Annotated in this window: 19 protein-coding genes; 11 read left to right on the top strand and 8 right to left on the bottom strand. The window is 58.8% G+C overall.

The features are described 5' to 3' along the window. The first annotated feature begins 142 nt into the window (after positions 1-142). From CES87_RS15115 to CES87_RS15105, 3 genes are read left to right on the top strand one after another with little or no spacing between them, the layout of a single operon-like run. Positions 143-1,501 carry a TolC family outer membrane protein gene (locus CES87_RS15115; protein ID WP_128606734.1) on the top strand — a complete coding sequence of 453 codons (1,359 nt, stop codon included), beginning with the start codon at positions 143-145 and terminating at the stop codon, positions 1,499-1,501. 18 nt (positions 1,502-1,519) lie between these two features. Further along, a complete protein-coding gene (locus CES87_RS15110; RefSeq protein ID WP_128606733.1) occupies positions 1,520-3,679 on the top strand; it encodes a type I secretion system permease/ATPase in 2,160 nt (719 codons plus the stop codon). 9 nt (positions 3,680-3,688) lie between these two features. Beyond that, positions 3,689-5,056: an HlyD family type I secretion periplasmic adaptor subunit gene (locus CES87_RS15105; RefSeq protein WP_128606732.1), complete on the top strand. Its 1,368-nt coding sequence runs from the start codon at positions 3,689-3,691 to the stop codon at positions 5,054-5,056. Between the two features lie 140 nt (positions 5,057-5,196). Here CES87_RS15105 and CES87_RS15100 read toward each other — a convergent pair whose 3' ends face one another. Together CES87_RS15100 and CES87_RS15095 are read right to left on the bottom strand one after the other, a co-directional pair. Then, positions 5,197-5,793 carry a tRNA-uridine aminocarboxypropyltransferase gene (locus CES87_RS15100; protein WP_128606731.1) on the bottom strand — a complete coding sequence of 199 codons (597 nt, stop codon included), beginning with the start codon at positions 5,791-5,793 and terminating at the stop codon, positions 5,197-5,199. 5 nt (positions 5,794-5,798) lie between these two features. Beyond that, complete coding sequence (locus CES87_RS15095; RefSeq protein ID WP_007984914.1) at positions 5,799-6,692, bottom strand: LysR family transcriptional regulator; 894 nt, start codon at positions 6,690-6,692, stop codon at positions 5,799-5,801. A 358-nt stretch (positions 6,693-7,050) separates the two neighbouring features. Here CES87_RS15095 and speB point away from each other — a divergent pair, with 358 nt between their 5' ends. The 4 genes from speB (at position 7,051) to CES87_RS15075 (ending at position 10,711) form a co-directional block, all read left to right on the top strand. Then, positions 7,051-8,001 (top strand): agmatinase, encoded by a 951-nt coding sequence (speB, locus tag CES87_RS15090; RefSeq protein ID WP_110752643.1) that lies wholly within the window; start codon positions 7,051-7,053, stop codon positions 7,999-8,001. A gap of 200 nt (positions 8,002-8,201) precedes the next feature. Continuing rightward, a complete protein-coding gene (locus tag CES87_RS15085) occupies positions 8,202-9,581 on the top strand; it encodes a sodium:solute symporter (protein ID WP_128606730.1) in 1,380 nt (459 codons plus the stop codon). An 85-nt stretch (positions 9,582-9,666) separates the two neighbouring features. Further along, positions 9,667-10,392 (top strand): MBL fold metallo-hydrolase, encoded by a 726-nt coding sequence (locus tag CES87_RS15080; protein ID WP_128606729.1) that lies wholly within the window; start codon positions 9,667-9,669, stop codon positions 10,390-10,392. A 67-nt stretch (positions 10,393-10,459) separates the two neighbouring features. Continuing rightward, a complete protein-coding gene (locus CES87_RS15075) occupies positions 10,460-10,711 on the top strand; it encodes an acyl carrier protein (RefSeq protein ID WP_128606728.1) in 252 nt (83 codons plus the stop codon). 201 nt (positions 10,712-10,912) lie between these two features. Here the strand turns inward: CES87_RS15075 and CES87_RS33130 are convergent, their stop codons facing one another. From CES87_RS33130 to CES87_RS15060, 4 genes are all read right to left on the bottom strand, one after another. Further along, positions 10,913-11,044, bottom strand: coding sequence for a PA1414 family protein (locus CES87_RS33130; protein WP_256580670.1), 132 nt, complete (start codon positions 11,042-11,044; stop codon positions 10,913-10,915). A 139-nt stretch (positions 11,045-11,183) separates the two neighbouring features. Next, a complete protein-coding gene (locus CES87_RS15070) occupies positions 11,184-12,077 on the bottom strand; it encodes a LysR family transcriptional regulator (RefSeq protein ID WP_128606727.1) in 894 nt (297 codons plus the stop codon). Between the two features lie 94 nt (positions 12,078-12,171). Beyond that, on the bottom strand, positions 12,172-13,104 hold the full coding sequence (locus CES87_RS15065; protein ID WP_128606726.1) for a DMT family transporter: 933 nt from the start codon (positions 13,102-13,104) through the stop codon (positions 12,172-12,174). A 162-nt stretch (positions 13,105-13,266) separates the two neighbouring features. Next, entirely contained in the window at positions 13,267-14,103 is an 837-nt protein-coding gene (locus tag CES87_RS15060; protein ID WP_128606725.1) for a S1 RNA-binding domain-containing protein, read from the bottom strand. A gap of 348 nt (positions 14,104-14,451) precedes the next feature. Between CES87_RS15060 and CES87_RS15055 the strand changes: the two genes are divergently transcribed. Beyond that, positions 14,452-14,640 (top strand): hypothetical protein, encoded by a 189-nt coding sequence (locus CES87_RS15055; RefSeq protein WP_172668627.1) that lies wholly within the window; start codon positions 14,452-14,454, stop codon positions 14,638-14,640. A 230-nt stretch (positions 14,641-14,870) separates the two neighbouring features. Next, positions 14,871-15,740, top strand: a complete 870-nt coding sequence (locus CES87_RS15050; protein ID WP_128606724.1) for a DUF6279 family lipoprotein — start codon at positions 14,871-14,873, stop codon at positions 15,738-15,740. A 129-nt stretch (positions 15,741-15,869) separates the two neighbouring features. Here the strand turns inward: CES87_RS15050 and CES87_RS15045 are convergent, their stop codons facing one another. Next, positions 15,870-16,259 (bottom strand): transcriptional regulator, encoded by a 390-nt coding sequence (locus CES87_RS15045; RefSeq protein WP_128606723.1) that lies wholly within the window; start codon positions 16,257-16,259, stop codon positions 15,870-15,872. A 178-nt stretch (positions 16,260-16,437) separates the two neighbouring features. On the opposite strand from CES87_RS15045, the gene CES87_RS15040 reads away from it, so the two are divergent. After that, complete coding sequence (locus tag CES87_RS15040) at positions 16,438-17,172, top strand: thioredoxin family protein (RefSeq protein WP_128606722.1); 735 nt, start codon at positions 16,438-16,440, stop codon at positions 17,170-17,172. A 188-nt stretch (positions 17,173-17,360) separates the two neighbouring features. Beyond that, on the top strand, positions 17,361-17,636 hold the full coding sequence (locus CES87_RS15035) for a hypothetical protein (protein ID WP_128606874.1): 276 nt from the start codon (positions 17,361-17,363) through the stop codon (positions 17,634-17,636). A 24-nt stretch (positions 17,637-17,660) separates the two neighbouring features. Here CES87_RS15035 and CES87_RS15030 read toward each other — a convergent pair whose 3' ends face one another. Then, complete coding sequence (locus tag CES87_RS15030; protein WP_128606721.1) at positions 17,661-18,464, bottom strand: IclR family transcriptional regulator; 804 nt, start codon at positions 18,462-18,464, stop codon at positions 17,661-17,663. Positions 18,465-18,533: the final 69 nt, after the last annotated feature.

Genomic DNA, 18,533 nt, shown 5'->3' with positions numbered 1-18,533 from the left:
AACCTTATGAGAAATACTTCTTAGGTTCGCCCCAAAATGTTCTTAGCTCTGTTGTTAAGAGAGTGAAACGGTTTACCTATAAAAGTCGTCAAATAATTGGCGACGAATAATAAAGCACCATCAGGACTCAGGGAGATTCACCATGCGCCTTTTAACCCCCCTTTGCAGCGCGGTTCTATTGGCCATGACCTGCACTTCTCAGGCTCAAGCCATGTCATTGACCGAAGCCATCCAGAGCACCATCGCGACCCACCCAGAGTTGGCGTCGCGGGTGGACAGCCGTCTGTCGGCTGATGAAGACGTGAAAGTCGCCAAGGGGGGCTTTTATCCATCGGTTGACCTGAATGCCGCCTACGGGCGTGGGTACAGCGATAACACCAACACCCGGGCGTTCGGTGATCATCACACTTCAATCCTCAACTACACCCAATCGGAACTGCGCCTGCGACAGATGCTTTTCGACGGGTTCAATACAGCCAATGAAGTCGAGCGCACCAAAGGCGTGGTCAACTCCCGGGCCTATTACGCTCAGGGCACCGCCCAGGACCTGGCCCTGCGCACCATCGAGGTCTATCTCGAAGTGCTCAAGCGCCGTGAACTGGTGACGCTGGCCAAGAACAACCTGCAAGCGCACATGCGGGTCAACGACCAGATCGGCCTGCGCACCCAGCGCGGTGTAGGCAGCAACGCCGACGCCGACCAGTCGACCGCTCGTCGGGCACTGGCGGAAAACAACCTCGACACCGCCGAAGTGGACCTGGCCGACGCCGAGGCGAACTTCTCCGCAGTTGTCGGGCGCCTGCCCGATGAACTCGAAGCACCGCCCTCGATTCGCGGCGAATTGCCTGCCTCCCTGCCGGACGCCCAGCAGAGCATGGTGGACAACAACCCGTACCTGAAGTCCGCCCAGGCCGACGTGCAATCGGCCGAAAGCCAGTACGAGGTCGCCAAGTCGCCATTCTTCCCTCGCTTCGACGCCGAAGCTGCGGTGGGCGCAAACAACAACATCGCTGGCGACAAGGGTCATGACAACGAATGGCGGGTCGGCGTGGTAATGAACTACAACCTGTTCCGCGGCGGCAGTGACAAGGCGCGCCTGCAGTCCGATGCACACAAGATCAACCAGGCGATGGACATCCGTAACAACGCCCTGCGCCAGCTCAACGAGAATATTCACCTGGCCTGGAACGCCATGGTCAATGCGAAGAAACAGACCCCGACTGCCCGTGAATACGCCGATACCAGTAAACGCGTGCGCATGGCCTATCAGGATCAGTTCGGCCTCGGCCAACGTACCCTGCTCGACCTGCTGGACAGTGAAAACGAACTCTACAACGCCAACCGTCGCTACACAGAAGTTCGCTACACCGAGGAGTATTCGATGTACCGTGTGCTGGCGAACATGGGCCAGTTGTTGAGCAAACAGCGGGTGGTACTGCCCGCCGATGCGATCGCCCAGGCCGAAGTCAAAAGTGACGCTCGTTTGCCTGAATTGAAGTAGTGCACGGGAGCGTTCAATGTGACCAGCATGGAACCCGGCAACATCGGTGTCGATCCGCGCCTGAGCTTCGATGACCCGCTTCTGGACGGTCTGTTGATCCTCTGCAAACTCCACGGCGCGACGGTCAGTCGCGCCAGCCTCAGTGCCGGGCTGCCAATGGCACACCAACGCCTGAGCCTGGACCTGCTGCCGCGCGCAGCGGCCAGGGCCGGTTTGCAGGCACGCCTGCTGCGCCGCGAGCTCAAAGACATCTCACCGCTCAACCTGCCGGTGTTGCTGCTGCTCAACAACGGCCGCACGGCGGTCCTGCGACGCATCGGCGAAGATGGCCAGGTGCTGATCCTGCCCAGCGAAGCCGACGGCGGTGAGCAATGGATCAGCCCTCAAGAACTTGCAGAGCATTATTCCGGCCAGGCCTTGTTTGCCCGGCCTCGGCATGAACTCGAGGACCTGCGCTCGCCCCTGGTGCCGCGGGTGCAGGCGTGGTTTCGCGACACCCTGAAGCTGTCGAAATGGCTGTACAGCGACGCAATCCTGGCGAGTTTCCTGATTAACCTGCTGGGCCTGATGGTGCCGCTGTTCGTCATGCAAACCTACGACCGCGTGGTGCCGAACCAGGCCACATCGACGCTGTGGGTGCTGTCCATCGGCTTGCTGATCGGCACCGGTTTTGAGCTGGTACTGCGCGTGGTGCGCGCGCATTTGCTGGACACCGCAGGGAAGAAAACCGATGTGATCCTGTCGGCAACGCTGTTCGAGCGCATTACCGGCATGGCGATGAAAGCGCGGCCGGCGACCATCGGCGGTTTTGCCCAGAGCATTCATGATTTCCAGGGCCTGCGAGAATTTCTCACCGCAGTGACGCTGACCAGTCTGATCGATCTGCCCTTTGCCCTGCTGATGCTGCTGGTGATCGGCCTGCTCGGCGGCTGGCTGGTGGTGATTCCTATCCTGGCGTTTCCGATCACGATCATTTTCGCCATGGTGATTCAGTCCCGCCTGCGCGACACCGTGCAGAAGAGTCTCAGCCTCGGCGCCGAACGCCAGGCCCTGCTGATCGAAACTCTCGGTGGCCTGGAAACCCTCAAGGCCTGCAGCGCCGAAAGCGAGCGTCAGCACAAATGGGAAAGCACCCACGGCGCCCTCACCCGCCTCGACAGCCACGCGCGCAATCTGGCGGCGCTGGCCACCAACGGCACGTTGTTCATCCAGCAGTTTTCCGGCATGGCGACCATCGTCGCCGGGGTCTACAGCATCATCGCCGGCAACCTGAGCGTCGGCGCACTGGTAGCGACTTACATGCTCGGCAGTCGGGTGCTGGCGCCTTTGGGGCAGATCGCCGGGTTGATCACCCGCTACCAACAAGCGCAATTGACCATGAAAAGCACCGACGCGCTGATGTCGCTGCCCCAGGAGCGGGACGCCAGCCAACGGCCGCTGGAGCGCACACAACTACAAGGTGCGCTGGATGTGGTCGGCGTGACGTTCCACTACAACGGCCAGAACGCCCCGGCGCTGGCCAATGTCAGCTTCAATGTAAAACCCGGCGAACGGATAGGCATCATCGGCCGCAGTGGCTCAGGTAAAAGTACTTTGGCGCGACTGGTGATGGGGTTCTACGAACCTGAGGAAGGCCAGTTGCTGCTCGATGGCCTTGACCTGCGACAACTGGACGTCGCCGACCTGCGTCATCAGATCGGTTACGTCGCCCACGACCTGCCGCTGCTGGCCGGTAGCCTGCGCGACAACCTGACCCTCGGCGCGCGCTACATCAGCGACGCACGCATGCTTGAAGTGGCGGAACTGACCGGCGTCACTGAACTGGCCCGGCAACACCCGCAAGGCTTCGACCGGCCCGTCGGCGAGCGCGGGCAATTGCTGTCCGGCGGTCAACGCCAGGCCGTGCTGTTGGCCCGGGCGTTGTTGCTCGACCCGCCGATCATGCTGCTGGACGAACCTACCAGCGCCATGGACAACAGCAGCGAAGACGTTCTGCGGCAAAAACTCCACGGCTGGGTCAAGGGCAAAACCGTGCTGCTGGTCACCCACCGCACCTCGATGCTCAGTCTGGTGGATAGATTGGTGGTGCTGGACAACGGGCGGATCGTCGCTGACGGACCGAAAGAAGCGGTCATCGATGCACTGCGCAAGGGCCGTGTCGGCTCTGCTGCGGTTTAGGAGTCGCCCATGTCTGCTGATCAGCCCGTAACGTCGAAAACCAGCGGCTACTTCAACAGTTTCTCAAAAAGCGCCGAAGTTGAATTCATGCCGGAAACCGCCGGCGCTGCGCTGCAGGATTCGCCGCGCTGGTCACGGGTCACGGTATGGCTCGCGGCGGCGCTGTTGATCAGCGCGCTGGTCTGGGCCAAGTTCGCCGTGTTGCAGGAAGTGACCATGGGCGAAGGCAAGGCGATTCCCTCGAGCAAGGTGCAAGTGATCCAGAACCTTGAGGGGGGCATCGTCACCGAGATTTTCGTGCGAGAAGGGCAAATGGTGAACAAGGGCGACACCTTGCTGCGCCTGGATGACACGCGCTACCTGTCGAACAAGGGTGAAAGCGAGGCCGATCGTTACGCACTAATCGCGCAGGTCGAGAGGCTGTCGGCGGAAGCCGAAGGCCGGCCATTCAAACTGTCGGTAGAAGTGATCGCCAAGGCGCCGCAAGTGGCCGAAGACGAACGCTCCCTGTACGAACAACGACAACGTCGACTGGCTAGCGAACAACGCACACTGACAGAACAACTGCGGCAAAAAACCCAGGAACTGGCGGAATTTCGTTCGAAAGCGGGGCAGTACAGTTCAAGCCTGTCCTTGGTCAACCAGGAGATGGGGATGTCGGAGCCGCTGGTCAAGACCGGCGCCGTATCGCCGGTGGAGATCCTGCGTCTCAAGCGCAGCGCCGTGGAAATCCGCGGCTCGCTGAACGCCACCACCCTGGCGATCCCCCGTGCGGAATCGGCGATTGCCGAGATCAGGAGCAAGATCGACGAGTCGGAACAAAGTTTCCGTTCGGACGCGGCCAAAGAGTTGAATGAGAAACGCACCGACCTGTCGAAAATCACCGCATCGAGCATCGCCATCGACGACCGCGTGACCCGCACCACGGTGATCTCGCCGGTCAAGGGCATCATTAAGGTGCTGAAGGTCAACACCATTGGCGGCGTGGTCCAGCCGGGCAGCGATATGGTGGAAATCGTGCCCCTGGAAGACAACCTGCTGATCGAGGCGAAGGTGCGACCACAGGACGTGGCATTCCTGCACCCGGGGCAGAAAGCCATGGTCAAGTTCAGCGCCTACGATTACACGATTTATGGTGGCCTGAGCGCCAAGCTTGAACTGATTGGTGCCGACACCATCACCGATGACAAGGGCAACAGCTTTTACCTGATTCAGGTGCGCACCGATAAAAACCATTTGGGCGGGGATGTGAAACCGCTGTTGATTATTCCGGGGATGGTGGCGACGGTGGACATTATTACCGGGGAGAAAACGGTGCTGGATTACCTGCTTAAACCGGTGCTCAAGGCGCGGACTGAGGCGATGCGCGAGCGCTAGCTTCAAGTCAGTATTTCTTGTGATTGTTCTGCCGTCTTCGCGGGCAAGCCTCGCTCCTACAGGTCATGCGCCGTTTTCGCGGCACACACACAACCTGTAGGAGCGAGGCTTGCCCGCGAAGAGGCCAGCACAGATAACCACTATTTCGACCCATGATTACGCTGGAAGGTCTCCTCCCCCATCGCCGCAATCTGCCCCTCGATCAACGCTTCGAACGGCTTCAACAAGGGCTCGAATGAAGCCGGCGCTTCCAGTATCTGCAACGCCTGCACAATCGCCTCCACCGTCGACAACGCCCCCGGCCCCGGTGCCTTGCGCAGCCGATAACGGGACACGCCGCCCTCGGCCAGGGACACCCTGGGCAATGCCGCCAGCAGCGGGTTCAGGTGCAGCATCTTGCGCGCCTTGCGCCAGGTGCCGTCCGGTACCACCAGCAGTAACGCATCATCCGATGCGGTGTAAGCCTGCATCGGTTGCGCATCGTCTGCGGGAAACAACAACCGCGCCTGATAACCGGGCTGGTTCAACAGCGTCGGTAAATTTTCAAAGATTTCGCCGACGATCAGTTCGGCGTTGTTCAAGCCCAACGCCGCCAGCCGTGCAGTATTCAACGCGTGGTTTACTTCGCTCGGGTGCTGCAACAGCAACACGCGGGTGCGGCTGTCGAGGCTCGGGATCAGCGGGCACAAGCAATGAGTTTGTGGACGAAGGCAGCGCGGACACTGGATTCTGGACATATTCTTCAAGCCTGATTGAGCTGTGCTTTAAGCAAATCACGGAAAGTCTGGATCAACGGTTCACGACTGCGACCGCGACGTACGATCATCGAAAACGGCGCCTGATAACCGAAGGTCGCCGGCAGCAGCACACGCAAATCGCCCTTGTCGGCCCAAGCCTGGGCGTAGTGCTCCGGCAAGTAACCAATGTAGGCACCGGACAGCACTAGAATCAGCTGCGCCTCCATACTCTCCACCGTCGCGGCGCTGTGCTTGAAGCCGTGGCGGGCCAGTTCGGCCTGGCTCCAGTAGCCGCGACCGACCATGCGCTGCTGAGTGATGACCTGCTCGGGAATGCGCCGCTCGTTGAACAGCGGATGCCGCGTACTGCAATACAACCAATGCTGTTCGCGGTACAGCGGCATGTACACCAGACCGCTCATGCGCGTGGAAAACGCGCCGATGGCCAGGTCGAGACGGTTGTCCTGCACGCCCAGTTGCAGTTCATAAGGGCTCATGACCGACAGATGCAAATGCACGGCCGGGTGTTCCTGGCTGTAGGCGCCGATGGCTTCGGCGAACGGCAAGGCCTTGTCGCTGACCGTGGAGTCGATCACCCCCAGGTTCAGTGTGCCGCGCAATTCGCCCTTGAGCGCGGCGGCGTATTGTTCGAAACCTTCCAGCTCGCCCAGCAGACGCAGGGTTTCCTGATGGAACAACTCGCCCTTGCTGGTCAGGCTGAAACCGCCACGGCCGCGATGGCACAGCACCAGGCCCAGCGCTGACTCGAGCTGACTCATGTAGGTGCTGATCGCCGACGTCGAGAGATTCAGTTCTTGCTGGGCGTTGGCGAATCCCTGATGACGCACCACGCTGACGAAAATGCGCAATAGTTTCAGGTCGGGTAAAGCGTTGGCCATGAGGGGCTCCAAACACCAGTCGAATTTCAAACTGAATCTGAGTTGCCTGAATTGCGGTTGCTGCGCAACCGATCGCGGGCAAGCCTCGCTCCTACAGGTCATTTGCCGTTTTCGCGGCGCACACCATTCCTGTAGGAGCGAGGCTTGCCCGCGAAGAGGCCCGCCCAGACGACACACACCTCATGATGTGAAGTCTATCGTCACCATCCGTATTAGTTTAGAAAAATCTGAACTAAGTATTTGCGCGTAGCGATTCTTCCCGGCCACTACATTTCGCAGAATCAGCCCACAGCGGTGCCTGTGTCTCTTTGACCTGCGCAACCGACATAAATAAAACAACGACGATGAGGCCCTACCCGTGGACAAGATTCTTCACCAACCACTGGGCGGCAACGAAATGCCGCGCTTCGGCGGCATCGCCACCATGATGCGACTCCCCCATGTACCTACCGCTGCCGGTCTGGACGCTGCCTTCGTCGGCGTGCCCCTGGACATCGGTACTTCGCTGCGCCCCGGCACCCGTTTCGGACCTCGCGAAATCCGCGCTGAATCGGTGATGATCCGCCCATACAACATGGCGACCGGCGCTGCTCCGTTCGACTCGCTGTCGGTTGCCGATATCGGCGACGTGGCGATCAACACCTTCAACCTGCTGGATGCCGTACGGATCATCGAAGAGTCCTACGACAATATCCTCGAACACGATGTGATCCCCCTGACCCTGGGCGGCGACCACACCATCACTTTGCCGATCCTGCGTGCCATCCATAAAAAACACGGCAAGGTCGGTCTGGTGCATATCGACGCCCACGCCGATGTGAACGATCACATGTTCGGCGAGAAAATCGCCCACGGCACCACTTTCCGTCGCGCCGTCGAAGAAGGCCTGATTGACCCGGACCGTGTTGTGCAAATCGGTCTGCGCGCCCAGGGCTACACCGCTGACGACTTCAACTGGAGCCGCAACCAGGGCTTCCGCGTGGTTCAGGCCGAAGAGTGCTGGCACAAATCACTGGCGCCTTTGATGGCCGAAGTTCGCGAGAAAGTCGGCGGCGGTCCGGTGTACCTGAGCTTCGACATCGACGGCATCGACCCAGCCTGGGCGCCTGGCACCGGCACCCCGGAAATCGGTGGTCTGACGACCATTCAGGCGATCGAAATCGTTCGCGGCTGCCAAGGTCTCGACCTGATCGGTTGCGATCTGGTAGAAGTCTCGCCCGCTTATGACACCACCGGCAACACCTCGCTGCTGGCCGCCAACCTGCTGTACGAAATGCTCTGCGTACTGCCTGGTGTGGTTCACCGCTAAGGATCACCTGATTTAACGCATTACCGGTGGCCAACACATTACCTGTGGGAGCGCGGCTTGCCCGCGAAGAACGATGACGCGTACTGCATGACAGACCGCGGTGCACTCTTCGCGGGCTAGCCACGCTCCCACAGGGATTGATGTTTCCCCAGCAATTGATTTCAGCCTCACTATAAAATTACAATCGGAGACACGCCATAATGGCTTTGGATTTATTCGTCGTACTCATCTACGCCGCCGCGATGCTGATACTCGGCTACTACGGCATGCGCAAGGCCAAGACCAACGAAGACTTTTTGGTCGCCGGTCGTAACCTAGGCCCGACCCTGTACATGGGCACCATGGCTGCCACCGTCCTCGGCGGCGCGTCCACCGTGGGCACCGTGCGCCTGGGCTACGTGCATGGCATCTCCGGTTTCTGGCTTTGCGCCGCACTGGGTTGCGGGATCGTCGCGCTGAACCTGTTCCTCGCCAAACCGCTGTTGAAACTGAAGATCTACACCGTTACCCAGGTGCTGGAAAAACGCTACAACCCGATGGCCCGCTCCGCGAGCGCGGTAATCATGCTGGCCTACGCATTGATGATCGGCGTAGTGTCGATCCTGGCGATCGGCACCGTCCTGCAAGTGCTGTTCGGCCTGCCATTCTGGATTTCGGTACTGCTCGGCGGTGGCGTGGTTGTGATCTACTCGGCGATCGGTGGCATGTGGTCGCTGACCCTGACTGACATCGTCCAGTTCGTGATCAAGACCGTGGGCCTGATGTTCATCCTGTTGCCAATCTGCATGTACCGCGTCGGCGGCTGGGATCAGCTGGTGGCCAAACTGCCGGCGGCGAGCTTCAGCTTCACCACCATCGGTTGGGACACCATCATCACCTACTTCGTGATCTACTTCTTCGGCATCCTGATCGGTCAGGACATCTGGCAACGGGTGTTCACCGTCAAGACCGCCAAAGTCGCGCAATACGCCGGTACCGCTGCCGGTATCTACTGCATCATCTACGGTCTGGCCTGCGCCCTGATCGGCATGGCTGCTCACGTGCTGATCCCGGACCTGGACAACGTCAACAACGCTTTCGCCGCGATCGTGAAACTGTCCCTGCCGGACGGTATCCGTGGCCTGGTCATCGCTGCCGCACTGGCCGCCATGATGTCCACCGCCAGCGCCGGCCTGCTCGCCGCTGCCACCACCCTGACCGAAGACCTGCTGCCGAAACTGCGTGGCGGTAAACAGTCGAGCCTACGTCTGAATCGCGTGGTTACTATGTTGACCGGTTTCGTGGTGCTTGGTATCGCACTGGTCGTGAATGACGTGATCAGCGCCCTGACCCTGGCCTACAACCTGTTGGTTGGCGGCATGCTGATCCCGCTGATCGGTGCGATCTTCTGGAAACGCGCCACCACCGCCGGCGCCATCGCCAGCATGGGCCTGGGTTTTGCCACTGCCCTGCTGTTCATGGTCAAGGACGGTCTGGATGCCAACACCCCGATCTACTACAGCCTGGTTGCTGGTCTGGTGAGCTTCGTGGTGGTCAGCCTGATGTCCCGTCGCCCGGCAATGGTGGCCAGCGCCGCCTAAGCTGAACATAACGACTTGATGCTTTCTTCGACGGGTGTGGCGTCGGTTGCCACACCCGTTTTTTTTCGTCTGGAGAAAACTTTTGATGAAAATTGTTTCTCGCGATCAGTGGTTCGAGGTCAAGCAACTCAGCGACGGAATTCGCCTGATTCACGAGCCGTACATTCGTCCCTTCTACCGCTGCAATCTTTGGCACATTCAGGGTCGCGACAAGGATCTGCTGCTGGACAGCGGTTCCGGGCTGGTCAGCCTGCGCGAGCAGTTGCCGTGGATCACCGAGCGGCCTTTGGTAGCGGTAGCCAGTCATTGCCATTTCGACCACATTGCCGGGCATCACGAGTTTTCTGAACGCCTGGTTCACCCGGCTGAAGCGCAGATCCTCGCCGCACCGGACGGCGAAAACGATTTGAGTCGGGCGTTTGTCGGCGACGATATGTTCGAAGCGCACCCCGATTGCCCGTTGTGCTATGCCGAATATCGGGTCAAAGCTGCACCGGCGACGGGCATGATCGAAGAAGGTGATGTGCTGGACCTGGGTGACCGGGTGCTGCAAGTGCTGCACACGCCGGGGCACTCGCCGGGCGGTATCAGTCTGTATGAAGCGGCGACCGAGACCCTGTTCAGCGGCGACATCATTTACGACGGGCCGCTGATCGAAGACGCCTACCACTCCAACCCCGACGACTACGCCCGCAGCCTGCAGCGCTTGCGCGCGCTGCCGATCCGCACGGTGCATGGTGGGCATTTCGGTAGTTTTTCCGGGGAGCATCTGCGCAACATAATTGACGAGTGGCAACGCTCACACGGCTGAAGCCTGCTGTACTCATCTTCAGGAAAATAAACAGAGACAAAAACAATAACGCCCCCGAAGAACCATCATGAAAAGAGCCGCCATCCGTGCCGCCGTGCATCGTTTCATCAGCCGCCTGCTGGAAAGTCAGGATGACTTCGACGACAACGCCAGTCTGGTGCAGTTGGGATTGGATAAAGCGGACGTCGAAGATCTGATCTTCCATCTGGAAGACGAACTCGGTTTGACGGCGTTTACCGCCGAGGAAGACCAGATGCTCAAGACAGCCAGGACGGCCAATGACTTGAGTCGGTTTTTGATGGAGATTGGGAGGCATTGAGCTCGCCCACGCTCTCGAATGCGTAGGTTTCCTGTAGCTGCTGCCGAGCACCGCGAGGCTGCGTTCGGCTGCGAAGCAGTCGTAAACCCTACTTGCAGGCCTGTCCTAATACAACGCGTCGTCTGACTTTACGACGGCTTCGCCGCCGAACGCAGCCTCGCAGGCTCGGCAGCTGCTACAACAACTTCGGCCGCTTCGTGCTTACCGGCGACGCTGCTGCTGACGTCGGCGTTGTTCGTCGTCGGTGCGAATCGGCACAGGTTGCAGAGGCGGTTCGATCAAACCGAGCGCGACACCCAGATCATGCAGCCAGTTTTGGATTTTCTCTTTCATGATGCCCCCTTCAGGGTAGTGCCGAGCGACCGGAATTCTGTAGCCGCTTCGAACTGATAATAGTCCGAAGTCCTGAGCAATGCTCGCCCAAAGTGGCAATGATCTGTTACTGAATCGATCACAATCCGGCGCCATTAAATCATGCAATCGCACGGGCCTGGCTTTGCGCCGACGGAAAGAGCGCCTGTTGCTCCTCGATCCACGCGTTCAGGTTGGCCCCGACCATGCCCTTGCGCCACATCAACCACGTGGTCGCGCTGGCAAACGGTTCAGGCAGCGGGTGGACTGCCACACTTTCACGGCCCGGCAGGCTGGCAAGCATCGACTCCGACATCAGCGCCACGCCGGATCCTGCGATCACACAGGCGAGCATCCCCGGATAGGACTCGATCTCAATCGCCCGGCCCATAGCCGCGTGATCGTGGGAGAACCAGGATTCCAGGCGCATCCGGTAGGAACACCCTTGGCGAAACGTGAATACGGAACGCCCTTCCACATCCCGCGCGTTTAACACAGGCGGATGTTCGGCCTCGCTGATCAGCACCAGCCGCTCCTCGCATAACAACACGCCATCGAGTACAGCCAATTCCGGTGGACCGTCCACCAGCGCGGCATCGAGCCTGCCGGTGAGCAAACCTTCGAGCAACTCACCGCTGGGCCCGGACTGCACTTGCAGGTTCACCGCCGGGTAACACCGGTGATAGCGCGCCAATAGCGCAGGGAGGTGAATGGCAGCGGTGCTGTACATGGTGCCGAGCACGAAGTCGCCGGCCGGTTGCCCACCCTGTACCGCAGCATGAGCCTCATCGTGCAGGGCGAACAACTTGGCGGTGTAGTCCAGCAGGACTTTTCCCGCGGGCGACAACTGCAAACGCTGACGCTCGCGAATGAACAGTTCGACGCCCAACTGTTCTTCAAGCTGCTTGAGCCGGGTCGACAGGTTGGACGGGACCCGGTGCAGGCGTTCGGCAGCACGGGTGATGGACTCTTCCTGCGCCACAGCCTGGAAGATGCGCAATTGGCTGAATTCCACAGAATTCTCCAAAAAAGAACAAGTTACCCACTATTGTTCTTTTTTAAAGAATGTCAATCGATCCTGGCCTGACGGTCATTGAACCTCAGTCCGCTCAGGACTGCCCAAGCGCTCTGCGCAAACGGCGGCGCACCCACTGCTCAGCACTGACAAATGTGATGCCCAGCAGGACCAGCACCGCGCCGACGACAAAGTTCAGGCTCAGTTTTTCGCCCAGCAACACCACGCCGAACGTGACGCCGAACATCGGCGTCATGAACGAAAATACCGCCAGGTTCGCTGCCAGGTAACGGCGCAACAGCCAGAACCAGGTCAAGTAGCTGAAGAACGACACCACCACGCCTTGAAACAGCACGCTGGCCACCGCCACGCTGGTCAGGCTGACGTGGGTAATCTGGCCGCTGAGCAACGCGATCAACAATAGGCCGATGAAACCGACAATCAGCTGGTAAAACAGTGTCAGGGTCACCGGCGCCTCCGACAACCGCGAAGCCCGCACCACGACTGTGGTCGCGCCCCAAGCCGCCCCGGCCAGTACGCCCAGCGCATCCCCCATCAACATGCGGTGATCGAGGTTGTCCCAGGACACGCCACCGGCAAACGCGAAGGCAATTCCGATGAAAGCGAGGAAAATCCCCAGCCATTGCACAGGCCTCAACCGCTCACTTGGCAACAACCAGTGCACACCCAACGCGGTAAAAATCGGTGCGGTGTAGAGGAACACCGACATATGCGCGGCAGTGGTCAATTGCAGGCCTTCGGAGATGAAGAAGAACTCCAGACCGAACAGGGCGCCGGCCAACAGGCCCCCGCGCCAGGTACTGCCAACTTGATCCCAACCGCCCTTCCAGCAGATCAACAACCCCACCAGCAGCGCAGACATGCCCGAACGCCCGGCCGCCTGCATGACCGGCGCAATGTCGGGCGCCGCCCACTTGATCATCACCTGCTGAACGCCCCAGATCAGGCACAACCCCAGCATCACTTGCAGGGCAAATCCATCGGCGCTGCGCCGGGTGGCGCTCACCGGTAAACCTCGACAACAAAAAACATGGCAGTGACTCGACAGTAAAAGCAAAGCCCCGACCTGCTTGTTGAACAAACGATTGTTGAACAAACGATGTCGGGGCGAAAAATTGTGCTGTCGATTATTAACCAGATGGCCAGGAATTGCCCATCCCGGCGCAGATCAACTCAGTTCAATGCGATCGGCATGAATGACAATCTGGCCGTCTTTGTACAACGCACCGATAGCCTTCTTGAAGTTGCCTTTGCTGACACCGAACATGCTGCTGATCAGCGTCGGATCGCTCTTGTCGCTGACTGGCAGGGTGCCATTGTTTTCGCGCAACTTGGCGAGGATCTTTGAGTTGAGACTGGTGGCCGCTTCCTGGCCGACCGGTTGCAGGCTAAGGCTGATCTTGCCGTCGGCACGAACTTCCTTGATGAAGCCCTTTTCTTCTTTACCAGCGCGCATGAACTTGAAGATTTCGTTCTTGTGGATCAGGCCCCAGTGTTTGTTATTGATGATCGCCTTGAAGCCCATATCGGTGGCTTCGGCAACCAGCAGGTCAACCTCCTGGCCCGGTGTGTAGCTGGCCGGGGTCTTGTCCAGATAACGGTCCAGACGTGCCGTCGCGGTGATGCGGCGGGTGTGCTTGTCGAGATACACATGCACCACGACATATTCGCCGGCCGTCATCTGGCGCTTTTCTTCCGAAAACGGCAGCAAAAGGTCCTTCGGCAGGCCCCAATCCAGGAACACACCGATGCTGTTGACTTCTACAACTTTCAAACTGGCGAATTCACCGACCTGAACTTTCGGCTTTTCATTAGTTGCGATAAGTTTGTCATCGCTGTCCAGATAAACAAAAACGTTTAGCCAGTCTTCATCTTCGCTGGGAATATCTTTTGGAATATAACGATTAGGCAAAAGAATCTCGCCATCCGCGCCGCCGTCCAGATATAAACCGAAGTTAGTGTGTTTAACCACTTGCAAACTGTTGTAACGCCCGACTAAAGCCATGTCCAATACCCTCATTGCGTGGGCGGCATTCTACCCGTTTTTGCGGGCCGCGTTCGGCAGCCGGCCCGATGGCGAAAGAAAATCCCCTGAAGGTCTTAATTTTCCAGGGTTTTGCGTGCATGACCGGCCGCTCGTCTGACCGATCCGACGAGTTTCGTCGCTGCCAGCGACGCACAAATGCTATTTCACCAGTCACCTCTTTATTTAAAACAGCGACTTAAGGGTAATTTTCAAATAATTGCCCGCTGTTCATTTCGCCTCCGCTACGGATTATCCAAGGGATATTTGCCAAGCAAATTGCAGGTAATTCCTGTACGATGCCTGGCCAAGTTAATTTTCTACAGGTTAATGGCCGCCATGCGCGTAAAAGCATCCAACAGCAAAGCAAAGCCAGCTCCAGCCGTCGAAACCAGCGAATCGATCAACAGCCAGATCGCTGCGTTCCTCAAATCCGGCGGTGAAATCCAGCAAATTGCCAAAGGCGTCAGCGGCCAGACGTTCGGCCCGTCCAAGCAGATCACCCTGGGTAAAAAGTAAGACCTTCTGCGTCACCTGGTCCACAAGCGCTTTGAGCTTCGAAGCGCTTGGACTGGAACCCTCCTGCTCTACCCCGCCGCCAAAGCCCCTTCGATCATAAAAAACCTGCACAGCCACAAGATCGCGGCCGCCTTCTCGCACGCCCTCTATTGATCGGCTGAACTGCCGGGCTCATCCTGCGCTCACATGAGAATCAAACCCCGAAGCCAGGCTATTGCAAGGATTCGCCCATGTCGCGCTGGTTGAAACACATCGCCTTCGTCCTCACTGTCACCCTCGCCCTTGGCGCGTGCAACCGCATGGGTCTGGCCTACCGTAACCTCGATGTCATCATCCCCTGGACCCTCAGCGACTACCTGGATATGAACGGCGAGCAAAAAGGCTGGCTCAACGACCGTCTCAAAGAACACCTTAGTTGGCACTGCACCACGCAAATGCCGGGTTACCTCGACTGGCTGGACCGCTTGCAGACCATGGTTGCGACCAACCAGGTCACTGATGCCGCACTGCAAGCCCGCACTGAAGAAGCCGAGCAAGCCATCGCCGAGACCGCCCGGGAGATCACCCCGTCAGCCATCGAGTTGCTGCAAGGACTGGATGACAAACAGGTCGCGGAAATGAACGAGGCCTTTGCCAAAGACCAGCGTAAGCGCCAAGAGCAATACCTCAAACCGTCCCTTGATCAGCAGGTCAAGGAGCGCGGCGAGCGCATGGAGAAACGCTTGAATGACTGGCTCGGGCCCCTCAACCCCCATCAACAACAGCGCGTCGTGGCGTGGTCCGACGCCCTGGGTGACCAGAATACGCAGTGGATTGCCAACCGTGTCCACTGGCAAAAGCAGTTCAGTGCGGCCGTTTCGCAACGCCATAGCCCAGAATTCCCACAACGAATCGAGACGCTTCTGGTCAAGCGCGAGACCTTGTGGACACCGGCCTACCGTCAGGCCTTCGCCAAAACCGAAGCCCAGGCGCGCTCGTTATTTGTGGATTTAATGACTGAGAGCACGCCGGTGCAGCGGGAGCGGTTGCAGACGAAAATCGAAGGCGTGAGGAAGGATTTCAGTGATTTGAAATGTTTGAAGGCTGCAAAGCAGGGGTAAACGAAACACACTTCACCTGTAGGAGCTGTCGAGTGAAACGAGGCTGCGATCTATTGACCTTGCTTTTCAAAATCAAAAGATCGCAGCCTCGTTTCACTCGACAGCTCCTACAGTGACAAACTCACCTGTTCAGGCAATCTGTGCCTGCGAAGCCACCCCATCAAACGTCACGTCATCCAGTGCATCGTCCTGCTCATCGAGCACCTGACGCGGATGATCATTGCCGGGAATGCTGCTGTCGATCAGGCTCAACAACCTGGAACCACGCAGGGTCAAAATATAGTTGGAGCCAGTGCCGCCCTGATCCTCCGGGCGGGGCTCGATGTAGCCTCGTTGCAACAGTAACTTTTCATACTCACCCGCCACCGCTTTCAGATGGTCGAGGTTTTCCGTCTCCTCGCCCTGCGTCGCTTTTTCCGCCGCGTACTGCTCGGCATAGGGCCGTGGCGTGAAGCTGGCTTCACCGTTCTGCACTTCGTGCAACAAGCGTTCAATCAAATCCCAGTTATAAGTCGTCATCCTGATTCAACCTCCGGTGCCCGTGACTGAGAGGGCCTTCATAGGTTGTGACCGGCTCGGTCGATAGCCGTTCAGATCAGGTTTTTGCCGCTACCGACCGGCGGTATGTCGAATTACGCAGGGGCCAAACGACTAGGCTGTGTAAGTCACCTCCCAGCCCCACGCAGGAGAAATCACCATGAACATTCAGAATCATCCCGTCGTGTCCCGGGAAGAATGGCTCGCCGCTCGTAAACAACACCTGGCCCACGAAAAAGCCTTTACCAAGGAACGGGACAGACTCAGCGCCGAACGCCGCGCCCTGCCTTGGGTGAAAATAGACAAGGACTACCGCTTGCAGGGCCCTCAAGGCGAACTGAAATTCGCCGACCTGTTCGGCGGCCGCAGCCAGTTGGTCATTTACCACTTCATGTTTGCCGAAGGCTGGGATGAAGGCTGCCCCGGTTGCTCTTTCCTCTGCGATCACATCGACGGCGCCAACCAGCATTTGGCCCATCACGATGTAGCAGTGGTAGCCGTTTCCCACGCACCGTTCGCCGAATTCCAGGCATTCAAACGGCGCATGGGTTGGACATTCGATTGGGTGTCATCCGCCGGCAGCGATTTCAACTACGACTTTGGTATCTGCGCGCGAGCTGAGGACGTGGCCTCCGGAAAGGCTACCTACAACTACGAAAAAACCGACGGCAGCGAAGAAGAACTCCCAGGTCTCAGCGTGTTTTATCGCAACGAGGCAGGCGAAATTTTCCACACCTACTCCACTTATGCGCGGGGCCTGGACCTGCTGGTTGGCGCCTACAACTACCTCGACCTGACGCCCAAGGGTCGCAATGAAGAGCAAATCATGGAATGGGTGAGGCATCACGACAAGTATGAGCAAGCGATGAAATCCAGCTGCTGCCACGAGGGATAAACACCATTTAATCCCTGTGGGAGCGGGCTTGCTCGCGAATGCGGTTTGACATTCAACATTGATGCCGGCTGACACTACGCTTTCGCGAGCAAGCCCGCTCCTACAGGAGGCAGGTGGCTGTCTGAACTTTTACAGCCCTTGAGCCCTCAACCGGTTAACCCGCCGTAACCGGATCTGAGGCCTGAATGATGAAAACCCTGCTGAAGCTCACCCTCGCCGCCACCCTCGCCTGTGCCCTGCCCGTCTGGGCCTGCACGCCGGAGGAAGCTACCGCCAAGCGCGAACAGTTAGCCAAGGAAGTCACCCGGCTCACCGAGCAGAACCCGACCAAGGCCAAGGAAATCAACGACGAGTTGCAGAAGATGGACCTGAGTACCGCCGCGAAGGATCTGCCGGACAAGTGCCAGTTGATTGATCAGCGTATGAAAGAGCTGGATTCGGCAGAGAAGAAAACCGAAAGTTGATCGACCTGATCAAACCTTCGCGCCCTATACTTTCAAACCAAGCTCCGCCGACAGCCGGACCGTGACCCCTTTGATCAGGGGAATCAGCTCGGCCATTTTTTCCAGCGGCATGTACGGCACGGTACTGGCGATGCTGATGCCGGCGACGATGCGTTTGCTGGCATCTCGAATCGGCGCCGCTACGCAGCGAATCGATGGTTCGTTATCTTCCAGATCAAAGGCGTAGCCGCCAGTCACATACTCGAGCATGCGCTGCTGAAACTGCTCCCAGGACTGCTCCGGGTGCTGTGGCCAGAACTGATTTTTCCCACCTTCGGGCAGGCTGATTTCGTACAGTCGCTGCCATTCTTGCTGCGTGTCATCAAGCATCAGCGCCTTGCCGATCCCGGTGCGCGCCAACGGCATGCGATGGCCGACCCGCGACCGCATTTCCGGACCATTGCGCCCCGGATTCTTGTGCAGGTACAGCACCTCATCGCCTTCGCGGATCGCCAGGTGAACGGTGTCGCCGGTCAACGCCGACAGTTCATCCAGATACGGCCCGGCCAGCGTCACCAACGGCAACTCTTCCCGCGCCTGAAACCCCAGCTCGATCAGCTTCGGCCCCAGCAGATAGCCGACTTGTGGCACCACCCGCAGGTAACGCTCATCCACCAGGCAACTGGCCAGACGATGAGTAGTGCTGCGCGTGGTGCCGATCAGTCGGGCAATTTCCTTGAGGTCGCGGGCGCCGCTGGCCACGGCCTGAACCACACCCAGACCGCGAAGCAGGGTCTGGGTGCCGGTCGGCGCGGTGTCCTTGGCGATTTTCGGGGCGTCTTCCTGCATATCCAGCCTTTACCGTTGAGCGAGTGAACGGGCGGCATTATGGTCGCCCTACTGCTGCGACTACAACTT

Origin of the sequence: Pseudomonas sp. ERMR1:02, from assembly GCF_002277815.1 — a bacterium.
GTDB lineage: Bacteria > Pseudomonadota > Gammaproteobacteria > Pseudomonadales > Pseudomonadaceae > Aquipseudomonas.
This window is presented reverse-complemented; position numbering and strand designations above follow the sequence as displayed.

What these genes read in the sequence shown, in the direction of transcription:
- CES87_RS15030 (WP_128606721.1), bottom strand. Translation starts at nt 18,464, where the DNA reads ATGCAGGAAGACGCCCCGAAAATCGCCAAGGACACCGCGCCGACCGGC.
- CES87_RS15115 (WP_128606734.1), top strand. Translation starts at nt 143, where the DNA reads ATGCGCCTTTTAACCCCCCTTTGCAGCGCGGTTCTATTGGCCATGACC.
- CES87_RS33130 (WP_256580670.1), bottom strand. Translation starts at nt 11,044, where the DNA reads ATGAAAGAGAAAATCCAAAACTGGCTGCATGATCTGGGTGTCGCGCTC.
- CES87_RS15035 (WP_128606874.1), top strand. Translation starts at nt 17,361, where the DNA reads ATGAAAACCCTGCTGAAGCTCACCCTCGCCGCCACCCTCGCCTGTGCC.
- CES87_RS15075 (WP_128606728.1), top strand. Translation starts at nt 10,460, where the DNA reads ATGAAAAGAGCCGCCATCCGTGCCGCCGTGCATCGTTTCATCAGCCGC.
- CES87_RS15055 (WP_172668627.1), top strand. Translation starts at nt 14,452, where the DNA reads ATGGCCGCCATGCGCGTAAAAGCATCCAACAGCAAAGCAAAGCCAGCT.
- CES87_RS15050 (WP_128606724.1), top strand. Translation starts at nt 14,871, where the DNA reads ATGTCGCGCTGGTTGAAACACATCGCCTTCGTCCTCACTGTCACCCTC.
- CES87_RS15045 (WP_128606723.1), bottom strand. Translation starts at nt 16,259, where the DNA reads ATGACGACTTATAACTGGGATTTGATTGAACGCTTGTTGCACGAAGTG.
- CES87_RS15060 (WP_128606725.1), bottom strand. Translation starts at nt 14,103, where the DNA reads ATGGCTTTAGTCGGGCGTTACAACAGTTTGCAAGTGGTTAAACACACT.
- CES87_RS15105 (WP_128606732.1), top strand. Translation starts at nt 3,689, where the DNA reads ATGTCTGCTGATCAGCCCGTAACGTCGAAAACCAGCGGCTACTTCAAC.
- CES87_RS15100 (WP_128606731.1), bottom strand. Translation starts at nt 5,793, where the DNA reads ATGTCCAGAATCCAGTGTCCGCGCTGCCTTCGTCCACAAACTCATTGC.
- CES87_RS15040 (WP_128606722.1), top strand. Translation starts at nt 16,438, where the DNA reads ATGAACATTCAGAATCATCCCGTCGTGTCCCGGGAAGAATGGCTCGCC.
- CES87_RS15080 (WP_128606729.1), top strand. Translation starts at nt 9,667, where the DNA reads ATGAAAATTGTTTCTCGCGATCAGTGGTTCGAGGTCAAGCAACTCAGC.
- CES87_RS15085 (WP_128606730.1), top strand. Translation starts at nt 8,202, where the DNA reads ATGGCTTTGGATTTATTCGTCGTACTCATCTACGCCGCCGCGATGCTG.
- CES87_RS15095 (WP_007984914.1), bottom strand. Translation starts at nt 6,692, where the DNA reads ATGGCCAACGCTTTACCCGACCTGAAACTATTGCGCATTTTCGTCAGC.